The sequence below is a fragment of the Bradyrhizobium sp. IC4059 genome (genome assembly GCF_020193615.1).
GTDB classification, from domain to species: Bacteria; Pseudomonadota; Alphaproteobacteria; order Rhizobiales; family Xanthobacteraceae; genus Bradyrhizobium; species Bradyrhizobium yuanmingense.
The window spans coordinates 709,588-722,199 of record NZ_JADYVH010000001.1 but is presented as its reverse complement, the minus strand read 5'-3'; the positions used below and the strand labels follow the sequence as shown (position 1 = coordinate 722,199).

Sequence of the window (12,612 nt, the reverse complement as noted above, 5' to 3'; positions counted from 1 at the left end):
GCAGGCGTTCGGGGATGGACGGACCGCCTAGATCGGCTGGAAGCCGAGGTCAGCACGGATCCGGTTGACGATGTAGGTCCCGTCCCGCGTCGGCAGAATCCGCTCCAGGCCGGCGCTGTCGATCTTCACATTGGCAAAGCGCGGACCCGCGGAGAGGTCATGGACGGCTTTGGCGAAGGCCTCGACCTCGGCCATGGTCGTGACGGCCCGGCTGTCGATAATGCCGCAAGCCCTGGCGATGCCGACGAGGTCGGCGGCGGCGGAGGTGTGGCTGGTCTGGCCGCCGGTCTCGCCATAGGCCTCGTTGTCGAGCACTGCGATCGAGAGGTTGGCCGGCTTCTGCAGGCCGATGGTGGCAAGGCTGCCCATGCCCATCAGCATCTCGCCGTCGCCGGTGATAACCAATACCGGCAGCTTCGGCTGCGCCAGCGCCAGACCCAGCCCGATCATCGCGGCGCCGCCCATGCCGCCCCAGAGGTAGAAGTTGCGGGCGTGGTCGCCGGCGGCGCACATGTCGTTGGTGGAAGCGCCAAGGCCGCCGATCGCGACGACGTTCTTGCGGTTCGCCAGCAACGTGGACACCACCTGCCGGCGGTCGAGGAGATTGGCCTTGCTCATTTGGTGAAAACCTTGGCGCCGATCAGGCGCTGCGACAGAAGGACGGCGGTTGGCGTCAGCGCGTTGTAGGCCTGCGCCGCGGCCGCTTCCAAGACGGCAGGCACCTCGGCAGCGTGCGAGGCGCGCAGCACCTTGACGCCGGAGAGCTCGAACACGCCTTGCGTGGTCGAGCCCATCGGCACCTGCCACGGATTGAACTCGCCCCACTCGCCGCGCATCGTCACGAGCGTGAGGAACGGAAAGCGCAGGATCGGGATCAGCGACAGCATGTTGATGCAATTGCCGACGCCGCTCGACTGCATCAGCAGCACGCCGCGCTGTCCGCCGGCCCAGGCGCCGGCGAGCAGCGCCACGCCCTCCTCCTCCGTCGTCAGCGCAATGCCGCGCATGGTGGAGGAGGCCAATACGCGCTGGATCAGCTTGGAATGACCGGCGTCCGGAACGTAAGGCACCTGCCGGACGTCGAAGCGCTGGAGGGTCGCGAAAATATCGTCGGGCCAGTTCGGCGCCGTGTCGGCAGCGTCAGCGCGTGCGTGCATTTTCCTGTCCGGTCGGCTAGCAAGGTAGAAAGACTGTAGACGCATGCATGCGCCGACCAGAACAACAAAAACGGCATATCGGCTTTAACCGGCGAGTATAACGGGATGAACGCAGATGCGAAGGCGCTGGCCGCAAGCTTCGACCTCGAGAAGCTGACGCCGGAGTTCTACGACAACCCCTATCCGACCTATCGTGCACTGCGGGAGAACGAGCCGGTCAAGCGCCTGCGCAACGGCACCGTGTTCCTGACTCGCTACGATGATCTCGTCACCACCTACAAGAACACCAAGTCGTTCAGCTCGGACAAGAAGCGCGAGTTCGCGCCGAAATACGGCGACACCCCGCTCTACGAACACCACACCACGAGCCTCGTGTTCAACGATCCGCCGTCCCATACCCGCGTCCGCCGCCTGATCATGGGCGCGCTGTCGCCGCGCGCGATCGCCAGCATGGAGGGGGACCTGATCAAGCTGGTCGACGGCCTGCTCGATGCCATCGAAACCAAGGGCGCTTGCGAACTGATCGAGGATTTTGCCGCTTCGATTCCCATCGAGGTGATCGGCAACCTGCTCGACGTGCCTCACGAGGAGCGCGGGCCGCTGCGCGACTGGTCGCTGGCGATCCTGGGTGCTCTCGAACCCGTAGTGTCGCCCGAAGTAGCTGCGCGCGGCAACAAGGCGGTGGCGGACTTCCTCGCCTATCTGCAGACGCTGGTGTCGCGGCGGCGCGCGAAGCCGGGCAATCCCGAGCGCGACGTGCTGACGCGTTTGATCCAGGGGGAAGAGAACGGCGAGCGGCTGACCGAGAAGGAGCTGCTGCACAATTGCATCTTCCTGCTCAATGCCGGCCACGAGACCACCACCAACCTGATCGGCAACGGCCTCGTGGCGCTCGACCGCCATCCCGACCAGAAGCAGCGCCTGATCGAGAACCCGGACATGATCAAGACTGCGGTCGAGGAGATGTTGCGCTACGAGAGCTCCAACCAGCTCGGCAACCGCATGACCACCGAGAAGGTCGAGCTCGGCGGCGTCATGCTCGATGCCGGCACGTCGGTGACGCTGTGCATCGGGGCTGCCAATCGCGACCCCGCGCAGTTTCCCGACCCCGAACGTTTCGATATCGCGCGCACGCCGAACCGGCACCTCGCCTTCGCCACCGGCGCGCATCAATGCGCAGGCATGGCGCTGGCGCGGCTGGAGGGGGCGATTGCGATCTCGCGCTTCCTGGCGCGCTTTCCGAACTATGCCGTCAGCGGCCCGCCAGTGCGCGGCGGACGGGTCCGGTTCCGCGGCTTTTTGAGCGTGCCCTGCGCGCTTGGCTGAGGGGCCGGCAACCAAACTGCGAAAACAACCCCATGCACAGTAGAGCCTGGGTCGCGGAACGGTGCCCTGTGGCCCGGCAGAACCACCTGACATTTCGGGACTATCAGGCCGCGCCGCGCCATCGGCGCATCAAGGCTTCCGAGCTGACAAACCGATACCCACATTCATTTGGGCGCGACCCGCTGGTGCAGTCGATTGACGCCCCCGCGCGCAGCAATGGAGTGACGGCAGATGAGCTCGTCGGTCATTGATTTCATCGCGACAGAAGCGCGCTTCGGGGCCCGTAATTACGAGCCGATCGGGGTCGTCCTGTCGCGCGGCGAAGGTGTCTGGGTCTGGGACACCGAAGGCAACCGGTACCTTGATTGCCTATCGGCCTATTCGGCGGTCAGCCAGGGCCACTGCCACCCCAAGATCCTGGCGGCGATGGTCGAACAGGCGCACAGGTTGACGCTCACCTCGAGGGCCTTCCACAACGACCAGCTCGCCTTGTTCTACGAGGAGATCGCCGCGCTCACCGGTTCCCACAAGGTGCTGCCGATGAACAGCGGCGCCGAGGCGGTGGAAAGCGCGATCAAGTCGGTCCGCAAATGGGGCTACGAGGTGAAGGGCGTGCCGGACGGCCAAGCCGAGATCATCGTCTGTGCCAACAATTTCCACGGACGCACGCTGGGCGTCGTCGGCTTTTCAACGGACCCCGAGACACGCGGACACTTCGGGCCGTTCGCGCCGGGCTTCAAGGTCATCCCGTTCGGCGACGCCGCGGCGCTTGCGGGAGCAATCACCCCAAATACGGTCGCCTTTCTGGTCGAGCCGATCCAGGGCGAAGCCGGTGTCGTCATTCCTCCGGCCGGCTATTTCACTGAGGTCCGGGAGCTCTGCACCGCCAAAAACGTGATGCTGGTGCTCGACGAGATCCAGACCGGGCTCGGTCGCACCGGCAAGCTGCTCGCCGAACAGCACGAGGGAATTGAGGCGGACGTGACGCTGCTCGGCAAGGCCCTGTCCGGCGGCTTCTATCCGGTCTCGGCCGTGCTCTCGAACAACGACGTGCTCGGGACATTGCGACCCGGGCAGCACGGCTCCACCTTCGGCGGCAACCCGCTTGCCTGCGCCGTGGCCCGCGCGGCGATGCGCGTGCTGGTCGAGGAAGGCATGATTGAGAACGCGGCGAGGCAAGGCGCGCGCTTTCTGGAGGGCTTGAAGGACATTCGCGCCAATACGATCCGCGACGTGCGCGGGCGCGGCCTGATGCTGGCGGTCGAGCTGCATCCCGAGGCCGGACGGGCACGCCGCTATTGCGAGGCGCTTCAGAGCAAGGGCATCCTCGCCAAGGATACCCATGAGCATACCATCCGCATCGCCCCGCCGCTCGTGATCACAAGCGACCAGGTCGACTGGGCGCTGGAGCGGTTCGCCGCGATCCTGACGCAGGATTTCTCTTGAGACTGGCTGCGTCGGAAGATCGCAATGCCGGCCGTGGCCAAGGACGAACGATTCCACGGTCTGTGCGTTGAAAGTCGTGGGCGATTACGAGTTGGGAGCTAGGATCATGCTTCCGCGTGGCGTTTGCCTGACGGCTGTTTTGGTTAGCGTCTCGATGCTGACGACGAGTGCGTCGGCTCAGGGACCTCACGGACACGGACGGGGTGGAGGACCACCAGGACCAGCCGCAGCGCCGCCATCAGCACCACCGGCCATGGCACGCCCGGCAGCACCACCACCGGCTATGGCTCGTCCAGCCGCACCGCCAGCAGCACCGCCAGCCATGGCACGTCCGGCGGCTCCGCCAGCCATGGCGCGTCCCGCCGCGCCGCCAGCCATGCCGCAGCGACCGGCGATGGCGCCACGTCCGGCGCCGCACATCGCCTCACCGCCACCGCGTCCGACCCCACAAATCAGTGCCCCCCGAGCCGCCCCGCAGGTGGCAGCGCCCCGCCGCGAATTCCAGCGCCCGCCGGCAGCGCCGCAACGTCCGGCGATGGCGCCGCGGCCGGCGCCGCAGATCGCCGCCCCTTCGCGCCCAAGTGCCCCCCCGGCCGTGAGCGAGCGATCGGGACCGCCGCGTGAGATGCTTTCGCGCCAATCCGCGGAACGCCAAGACCGCATCGACCGCTTGCAGCAGCGCGTGCAGCAATTGCAATCGCAGAAACCGGAAGGCGCAAGGGCGCAGCAACAGCAGCAACGGCTGCTGCAGTCGCAGAGCCGTCTTCTTGAGCGCGAGCAACGCGTGCAACAGCGCTCGCAGCACGTCGAGCAGCGGCAGCGCGACATGCTGTCGCGCCAGACGACGGAGCGCCAGGCCCGCATCGAACGCCTGCAGCAGCGGGTGCAGCAATTGCAGTCGCAAAAGCCCGAAGGCGTGCAAGCGCAACGGGCGCAGCAGCGAATGCTCCAGGCGCAAAACCGCTTGCTTGGCCGAGAGCAGCGCGCGCAGCAAATTGACCTGGCGCGCCAGCAGCGGCTTGGGCTGCAGGCTCCGGCGGAGCGCGCTCCGGCACTTGCAGCCGCTGCGCAGGCCGCCGAGCGCGGACGGTTTGCGGAACGCTTCCGCGCGCAGTCCACTGCGCTGACCCAAGCGGCTCTCGTCACGCGCCAAAGCGGCTGGGCACCCCGGCAGGCCTGGCGTCACCGTCATCCCGCGGTGTTCGTGGCTTGGCTTGGGCCCGTGTTCTGGCCTTACGCCTATTCCGACATCTTCAACTACACATTCTGGTCCTATGGCTACGAGCCCGGATATTGGGCGTACGCCTATGACGACTTCGTCGACACCGTGTTCTGGGGCGGTGACGGCCCCTACTCCGCTTATGCCAGCACCAACTCGTCTGACTACCCTCAAGCCGGCGGCGGCTACCGCGCGCGCCAGCGTGCCAGCGTGAGCCCGCAGACGCTTCAGCAATTGTGTGCCACGCCGGACAAGGGCGTGACCGCCTGGCCGCTTGCCGATATCGCACAGGCGGTGCGGCCGACGCCGGAGCAACGCGCATTGCTGGACGAGCTCAAGACCGCGGCGGCCAACGCTGCCGGTGTGTTCAAGGATTCCTGCGCGGAGACTTATGCACTGACTCCCCCTGGCCGCTTGCGCGCGATGATGAACCGCATCAGCGCGACGCTTGAAGCCGTCAAGATCGTTCGACCGGCACTGGAGAATTTCTACAACTCGCTCAGTGACGAGCAGCAGGCCCGCTTCAACGCGCTTGGCCCCAATGTCGGCGAGCGCTCGCCGCAGCAGCAGGAGGCGAGTAGCGAGGGCTGTGGCGATCCGAAGTCCGGGCTGACGCAGTTGCCGATCCAGAGGATCGAGGCTGTGCTCCACCCAGCCGGCAAGCAGAAGGAGGCGCTCGACCGCCTCAGCGAAGCGACGGCGAAGGGCGTTGAGGGCCTACAGGCGGCCTGTCCGAACGATGCGCCGCTGACACCTGTCGGACGGCTGGAGACGATGCAGCATCGGCTCGAGGCCATGCTGACGGCCGCCAAGCTGGTCGAACCCGCCCTGGACGAGTTCTATGCCACGCTGAGCAGCGAGCAGAAGGCGCGCTTCAACAGGCTGCAACAGTTCGCAGCCCAATGAGGGCGTCGCGTTCCCTCGTTGCAATTTGCAGCGGTCGAACGACGTCAGGTGACGTAATCGTTCTCCAACGAAAGCAAGCCCGCGATTGAGGGAGGGATCATGACAGCCTTAGCTTCCTCCATAAAACACGACATTGCTGCGGCGTACGCCGCGTGGGATTCAGCATTCAACAAAGCAGATGCCAGGGCTATCGCGGCGACTTACGTGCCAGACGCCAAATTGTTGCCGCCGACGCATCAAGTGATATCCGGTCCGACAGAGATCGAGAGCTTCTTTGCTGGGCTGTTTTCAAGCGGATTCACCGATCACAGGTTGGTCGTCATCGACACCGGTGGAGATGAGAAGATCGTCTACGGCACGGCCCATTGGAGCGCCAACGGTAAGACACCGGATGGCACCCGCCAACCTGCAGGCGGCATCGCAACCCACGTGTTTGAGCGACAGGAAGATGGTTCGCTGAAGCTGAAGTTGCATACTTTCAATTGAGCTGACCGTCGCCTGATCCGGCACGAGGAGGCTTCTCGTGGATATCGCGCAATGGCTTCGCGGTCTCGGGCTGGAGCGCTACATAAAGACCTTTTGTGACGCTGAAATCACGTCCGAGGTTTTGCCAGAACTGACCGAAGCCGACCTGCGGGAGCTTGGCTTGCCACTCGGCCCGCGCAAGGCTGTGCTAAGAGCAATCCATGCACTCGCTCCACCGATCACCCCGGTGGCGGTCGAGGCCAATCGCCCTACCGGCTACGTGAAGCCATCGATCCCTTCGGACGCGGAGCGTCGACAGCTCACGGTCATGTTCGTCGACCTGGTCGGCTCGACTGCACTTGCTTCAGGGCGCGATCCCGAGGAGCTGCGTGACCTCTTGCAGGCCTACCACAACACCGTGGTCGGCGAGATCGACCGATTCGAAGGCCACATAGCCAAGTTCTTGGGCGATGGCGTACTCGCTTATTTCGGCTGGCCGCGGGCGCACGAAGATGAGGCGGAGCGCGCCGTTCGCGCTGGGCTTCGGGTGACCAAGGCGGTCGCATCGCTTACCGAACCCAGTGGTGCAGCGCTCGCCGCTCGCGTCGGCATCGCAACGGGTCTCGTCGTCGTCGGCGAGTTGATTGGCGAGGGAGAGGCTCGCGAGCGCGCAGTCATCGGCGAAACACCAAACTTAGCAGCCCGACTGCAGGGTTTGGCCGAGCCCAGTGACGTGGTGATTGCCGAGTCAACGCGCCGCCTACTCGGAGAAGCTTTCACATACCACGACCTCGGCAGAGTGCCTCTCAAGGGTTTCCCGGAATTGGTGCAGGCGTGGCTGGTCATTGGTGAAGGCGCAGCAGAGAGCAGGTTCGAGGCCCAGCACGGCATGGCAACGACCGCACTGGTCGGACGGAATGAAGAACTTGCATTGCTCCTGGATCGCTGGGAGCGGGCGAAAGAGCGGGAAGGACAGATCGTCCTGCTCGGCGGCGAAGCCGGCATTGGCAAGTCGCGGCTCGTGCGAGCCTTACGCGACCAGGTCGCCCGTGTGCCGCACACGCCGCTGAGTCATTTCTGTTCACCATTTCATACCAACACCGCTCTATATCCCGTCGTTGGCCTCCTTGAACGGGCAGCGGCAATACGGCGGGAGGACGCTTCCGACGAACAGCTCGATAAACTCGAGGCCATGCTCGCGCTTGGTGCGGACGATGTGCATGAGAGCGCGCCGGTTCTCGCGGATCTCTTGGCAATCCCGACCGGGGAGAGATACCCGCCTCTCGCACTCAGTCCGCACCAGAAGAAGGAGCGAACCTTCCAGGCCCTTCTGGAACAGATACAAGGCTTGGCGGCAAGACAGCCAGTGCTTGCCGTCTACGAGGACGTCCATTGGGCGGACCCTACTATGCTCGAATTCCTCGATCGGCTCGTCGACGAGGTGCAGCGACTTCCAATTTTGATGATCGTTACCTTCCGGCCCGAGTTCATTCCGCGCTGGACGGGTCATGGACATGTGACAGCGCTCTTTCTAAGCCGGCTGGGACGTCGGCAAGGGGCGGCAGTCGTTGACCGGATCACGGGCGGCAAAACACTCCCTCAGGAGGTGCTTGAGCAGATTCTGGCCAAGACCGACGGCGTGCCGTTGTTCGTCGAGGAGCTCACCAAAGCCGTCGTCGAATCCGGGCTGCTCAAAGACCACGGCAGCCGTTATGAGCTGATCGGCCCATTACCGCCGCTGGCGATCCCGACGACGCTGCAGGACTCCTTGATGGCCCGGCTTGATCGATTGGCGCCGGTCAAGGAAGTTGCCCAGATTGCAGCTTGCATCGGACGCGAATTCGGACACGATCTTCTCCGCTCCGTAACGGCGCTCGACGAACACGCGCTCCAGCATGCTCTCAATGATCTATTGGCGGCGGAACTGATATTCCGTCGTGGCGTGCCTCCGAATGTTGGCTACAGCTTCAAACATGCGCTGGTGCAGGACATCGCGCACGAGAGTCTTCTAAAGAGCAAGCGGCAGCAGATCCATGCCCGCATAGCTGCAGCTCTCGAACAACATTACCCTGCCCGTGCTGAGGCGGAGCCGGAGACGATCGCTCTGCATCTCACCGAGGGTGGACTGGCAGGAAAGGCGGTGGACTATTGGCTGCGGGCCGGCCGCATTGCGGCTGGGCGTTCCGCAAATCTCGAAGCGATCACTCATCTCACAAGGGGGCTGGAGGCGCTCAAGTCAAATCCACCAGGCCCGGAGCGCGATCGTCAGGAACTCGCTCTGCAAACAGCAATCGGAGGTCCACTAATTGCCATTCACGGATACACGGCTCCGCAGCTTGGCACAGCCTTCAGCAGGGCTCATGCGCTCTGCTATGAACTCGACGACACGGGCGCCTTGTTTTCCACCCTTAGCGGCAAATTCATCTTCCACTTCGTGCGCGGCGACTTTGCTGCCATGCAGAGCCTCGTTGCCGAAACGCAGCGCGCCGCCGAGCGCACCAGTGACACAGCACTGGAACTAGCTGCGCATCGTCTGGCTGCGCTCACCGCCATGCATGCCGGTGATTTTCTAACCGCACGCTCGGAGTTCGAAACGATCTTGAGGCGCTATCAACCAGGGGCGCATCGGCCGCCGCCTGTGCACTACGTACATGACCCGAAGGCCTCGGCGCTACCCTACTTGGCGATTGTGCTTTGGATTCTGGGTTACCCCGAACAGGCTCAGCGGACTAGCCGTGCCGCATCTCAATACGCTATTGAGTTGAATCAGACGAACCTTACCGCGCATGTGCAGGTCTATGGCGGGGCGGCCACTGCGGAGCTAATGGGTGACGTGGCGGCCGTCAAAGCGCACGCCGAGGCCATCATCGATCTCGCCGATCAGAACAGCTTGAACTATTGGCGCGAGAGCGGCCTCATCCTGCGGGGCTGGGCCATGGCCCAAGAGGGCAACGTGGAGGGCGGCCTGGCGCTCATGCGCCTCAGTCTGAACGAGCGGAACAGGCTCGGAGCCAGTTGGTACCAGGTTCGGTACTTATGGATGCTCGCGGCCACCTACCTCCACTTAGGTGACCACGACAACGGCGTCGCTGCCCTTGCCGAAGCAAAGGTCCTTGCCGCGCGCAGCGACGAGCATATGTGGGAGGCAGAACTTGCATGCATCGATGGCGAGCTGCACCGGATTCGTGGTGCTCCAGCTGACGAGGTCGAGGGGTGTTTGCAAACTGCACTCAAGGTCGCCCAAAGCCAGAGCGCAAAGTCCTTTGAATTACGTGCCGCAATGAGTTTGGCTCGGCTTTGGCACGACCAGGGTAGGATAGCCGACGCGCGGTGCCTTCTTGGCTCGGTTTACGGCTGGTTTACGGAAGGCTTCGAAACGCCGGACCTTCGTTCCGCCAAGGCGCTCATGGAGGAGCTTTCCCGATCATGATCGCGCGCCTTTTCAAGCTTCAGACGTTGCCATCCAACGAGCACACGGGCGATACGGCAACCCTGTACTTGCGTTATTGGATCTGAACATGAGGCAATTCCGCTGTGGGTCACAAGCAGTGCTGCTCTGGACGATCAGCCCAACCTTCCTTTTATGAGTACACGGCCTTTCTGTCCTCACGCGGCGGAAATCGTCTTCCGCTCAGCACTTCGCATCTGTGATCGCTTGAGGCTGCTCTACCTCATTCAAGCCAATGGCGTTGCATTGTTGGAAATGGGAAGATAGCTCGAGGTCAGCCAGATGATCCCAGTATTCTGCCTCTGCGAGCAGCTTCCATTTGTTCATGCTGTTGTACGCGGCCTGTTGACGGCACAGTGAGCTCATCGCACGCAAGCGTCGCACTTTCTCCACTGCGAACCTCCCTCCGCGCCTGCTTGGTCGCAAGCGCATTTGTGTCGGCAGAGCTTCGCAGATCGAATTGACGAGTGATAGTCCGGGATTCGACGGTAAAATCAATGATAGCGCAATCGTCTGACTTTTCACGAGACACTCGAGGCAACTACACCACCGTCCGATGTCGCTGGATGCAGGTCTTCAGCACCTCGTCCATCGGCTTGCCCCACCATTCGTTGGAGAAGATCTCGATCTCGGAATAGCCGGCAAAGCCCTGCGCTTCGACCGCTGCACGCACCGATTTGATGTCGATGACGCCGTCGCCCATCATGCCGCGGTCGTTGAGGATGTCCCTGGTCGGCACCAGCCAGTCGCAGACATGGAACGCCAGCAGGCGGTCCCGGCCGGCGCGTGCGATCTGGTCCATCAGCTCCGGGTCCCACCAGATGTGATAGACGTCGAGCGCGACGCCGAGCATGCCGGTGCGGCCGGGGTCGAGCCGGTCGCAGATATCGAGCGCCTGCTTGGTTGTGTTCACGCAGGCGCGGTCGGCCGCATAGGCCGGATGCAACGGCTCGATCGCCAACGGCAGCTTGGCTTGCCTCGCGTAGTCGAGCATGTCAGCGAGCGCTTCCTCGACCTGCCCGCGCGCTGCCACCAGATCCTTCGAAGCTTCACTGCCCAACCGCGAATATTGCGGCAGGCCGCCGACGACGAGGACGATGCAGGGCGCGCCCAGTGCCTTGGCTTCATCGACACAGCGCCTGTTATCGTCGCGCACTTCGCCCCGGCGCGAGACATCCGAGGTGAACATGCCGCCGCGGCAATAGCCTGAGAGATCAAGGCCAGCCTCGCGCACCGCGCGCGCGACGCGGTCGAGACCGACGTTCGCGACCTGGTCGCGCCAGGGATCGATGGCTCGGATGCCGTGCTTCGCGCAGGCCTCGATGATGGCGACGAGGTCACCCTGCTTGCGGACGGTCGCCGTGTTCAGCGACAGCCAGCGGTGGTCGGACGAAAAATCGCGCATCAGGATTCGATACCGTGGGTGGCGAGCACGGTTTTCATCCGTTGCGTCGCGAGTTCAGGGTTGGCGAGCAGGCCGGCCTTGTCAGCGAGACGGAACAGTTCGGCCAAATGCAGCGTGGACCGCGTGCTCTCCTGTCCGCCGACCATGGTGAAGTGATCCTGGTGTCCGTTGAGATAGGCCATGAACACGACGCCGGTCTTGTAGAACCGCGTCGGCGCCTTGAAGATGTGACGCGACAGCGGGACCGTCGGGCCAAGCACGTCGTGGAAGCCGGCCTCGTCGCCTGCCGCCAGCCGCGACAGCGCGTAGGACGCCGCCGGCGCGATGGCATCGAAGATGCCGAGCAACGCGTGTGAAAAACCTTCGCTATCGCCGGCGATCAGCTCCGCGTAGTTGAAATCGTCGCCGGTATACATCTTGATCCGCTTGTCCAGACGCCGGCGCATGTCGATCTCGCGCTGCTTGTCGAGCAGCGAGACCTTGACGCCGTCGACCTTGGCGGCATTGCCGTTGATGATGGCGACGGCAATGTCCATGGCCTTGTCGAGATCCCTCGTGCCCCAATAGCCCGCCAGCGCCGGATCGAACATGTCGCCGAGCCAGTGGATGATGACGGGCTCACGGACTTGCGAGAGCACGCGGTCATAGACTTTGGCGTAATCGTCGGCATTGCGACCGAGTTTTGCGAGGGCCCGCGAGGCCATCAGGATGATGCGGCCGCCGACTTTCTCCACCGCCGAGATCTGCTCTTCATAGGCGCGGATCACGTCGTCGAGGCTCCCAGCGTCCTCGACCGCGAGATGATCGGTGCCTGCACCGGAGAACACCAGCGCATTGCGCCGCTTGGCGGCGGCGACCGAGCGCGTGATCAGCTCCAGCGAGGTCGGCCAGTCCAGCCCCATGCCGCGCTGCGCGGTGTCCATGGCTTCGGCAACGCCGAGGCCGAGGTCCCAGACGTGCTCGCGGAAGGCGATGGTCTTGTCCCAGTCGACGGCGGCCGACAGCCAGGGATCGTTGTCGGCAAAGGGATCAGCCACCGTGTGCACGGCCGAGAAGGCGATGCGGTTCAGCGGCCCCTCGAGCTTTGCGGGGAACGTGCGCGAGGCCGCGAGCCGATAGGTCTCGATCGAGCGATCGGCTTTGGGCAGCTTCAGCGACAAAGACGACATCGGTTGGACTGGCTTGTTCATGATTTCGAACCTCTCCCCGTCATTGCGAGCGAAGCGAAGCAATCCAGACT

General features: G+C 63.8%; 10 protein-coding genes. 5 read left to right on the top strand and 5 right to left on the bottom strand.

Annotation, left to right across the window (positions count from 1 at the left end; translation table 11 throughout):
* Positions 1 to 27: 27 nt before the first annotated feature.
* Together I6F12_RS03405 and I6F12_RS03400 are read right to left on the bottom strand one after the other, a co-directional pair.
* Positions 28 to 618: a thiamine pyrophosphate-dependent enzyme gene (locus I6F12_RS03405; protein WP_225155502.1), complete on the bottom strand. Its 591-nt coding sequence runs from the start codon at positions 616 to 618 to the stop codon at positions 28 to 30.
* Positions 615 to 1,157 (bottom strand): phosphonopyruvate decarboxylase, encoded by a 543-nt coding sequence (locus tag I6F12_RS03400; protein WP_036004713.1) that lies wholly within the window; start codon positions 1,155 to 1,157, stop codon positions 615 to 617. Before I6F12_RS03400 ends, I6F12_RS03405 begins: the two co-directional genes overlap by 4 nt.
* Before the next feature lie 105 nt (positions 1,158 to 1,262).
* On the opposite strand from I6F12_RS03400, the gene I6F12_RS03395 reads away from it, so the two are divergent.
* The 5 genes from I6F12_RS03395 to I6F12_RS03375 all read left to right on the top strand — a co-directional run bounded on the left by I6F12_RS03395 (position 1,263) and on the right by I6F12_RS03375 (position 9,949).
* The gene (locus I6F12_RS03395; RefSeq protein ID WP_036004710.1) at positions 1,263 to 2,483 is read left to right on the top strand and encodes a cytochrome P450; all 1,221 of its coding nucleotides are present in this window, start codon (positions 1,263 to 1,265) and stop codon (positions 2,481 to 2,483) included.
* Positions 2,484 to 2,714: 231 nt separating this feature from the next.
* A complete protein-coding gene (gene rocD / locus I6F12_RS03390; RefSeq protein ID WP_225155501.1) occupies positions 2,715 to 3,929 on the top strand; it encodes an ornithine--oxo-acid transaminase in 1,215 nt (404 codons plus the stop codon).
* A 349-nt stretch (positions 3,930 to 4,278) separates the two neighbouring features.
* The gene (locus tag I6F12_RS03385; RefSeq protein ID WP_276573404.1) at positions 4,279 to 6,054 is read left to right on the top strand and encodes a Spy/CpxP family protein refolding chaperone; all 1,776 of its coding nucleotides are present in this window, start codon (positions 4,279 to 4,281) and stop codon (positions 6,052 to 6,054) included.
* Positions 6,055 to 6,153: 99 nt separating this feature from the next.
* Positions 6,154 to 6,540 carry a nuclear transport factor 2 family protein gene (locus I6F12_RS03380; protein WP_050995959.1) on the top strand — a complete coding sequence of 129 codons (387 nt, stop codon included), beginning with the start codon at positions 6,154 to 6,156 and terminating at the stop codon, positions 6,538 to 6,540.
* A gap of 37 nt (positions 6,541 to 6,577) precedes the next feature.
* Positions 6,578 to 9,949 carry an adenylate/guanylate cyclase domain-containing protein gene (locus I6F12_RS03375; protein ID WP_225155500.1) on the top strand — a complete coding sequence of 1,124 codons (3,372 nt, stop codon included), beginning with the start codon at positions 6,578 to 6,580 and terminating at the stop codon, positions 9,947 to 9,949.
* Between the two features lie 201 nt (positions 9,950 to 10,150).
* Here I6F12_RS03375 and I6F12_RS03370 read toward each other — a convergent pair whose 3' ends face one another.
* The 3 genes from I6F12_RS03370 to I6F12_RS03360 all read right to left on the bottom strand — a co-directional run bounded on the left by I6F12_RS03370 (position 10,151) and on the right by I6F12_RS03360 (position 12,562).
* Positions 10,151 to 10,360: a hypothetical protein gene (locus I6F12_RS03370; RefSeq protein WP_225123842.1), complete on the bottom strand. Its 210-nt coding sequence runs from the start codon at positions 10,358 to 10,360 to the stop codon at positions 10,151 to 10,153.
* Positions 10,361 to 10,508: 148 nt separating this feature from the next.
* Complete coding sequence (locus tag I6F12_RS03365; RefSeq protein WP_225127391.1) at positions 10,509 to 11,372, bottom strand: sugar phosphate isomerase/epimerase family protein; 864 nt, start codon at positions 11,370 to 11,372, stop codon at positions 10,509 to 10,511.
* Positions 11,372 to 12,562: a dihydrodipicolinate synthase family protein gene (locus tag I6F12_RS03360; RefSeq protein ID WP_225127392.1), complete on the bottom strand. Its 1,191-nt coding sequence runs from the start codon at positions 12,560 to 12,562 to the stop codon at positions 11,372 to 11,374. The genes I6F12_RS03365 and I6F12_RS03360 overlap by 1 nt, the downstream gene beginning before the upstream one ends.
* Positions 12,563 to 12,612 lie beyond the last annotated feature (50 nt).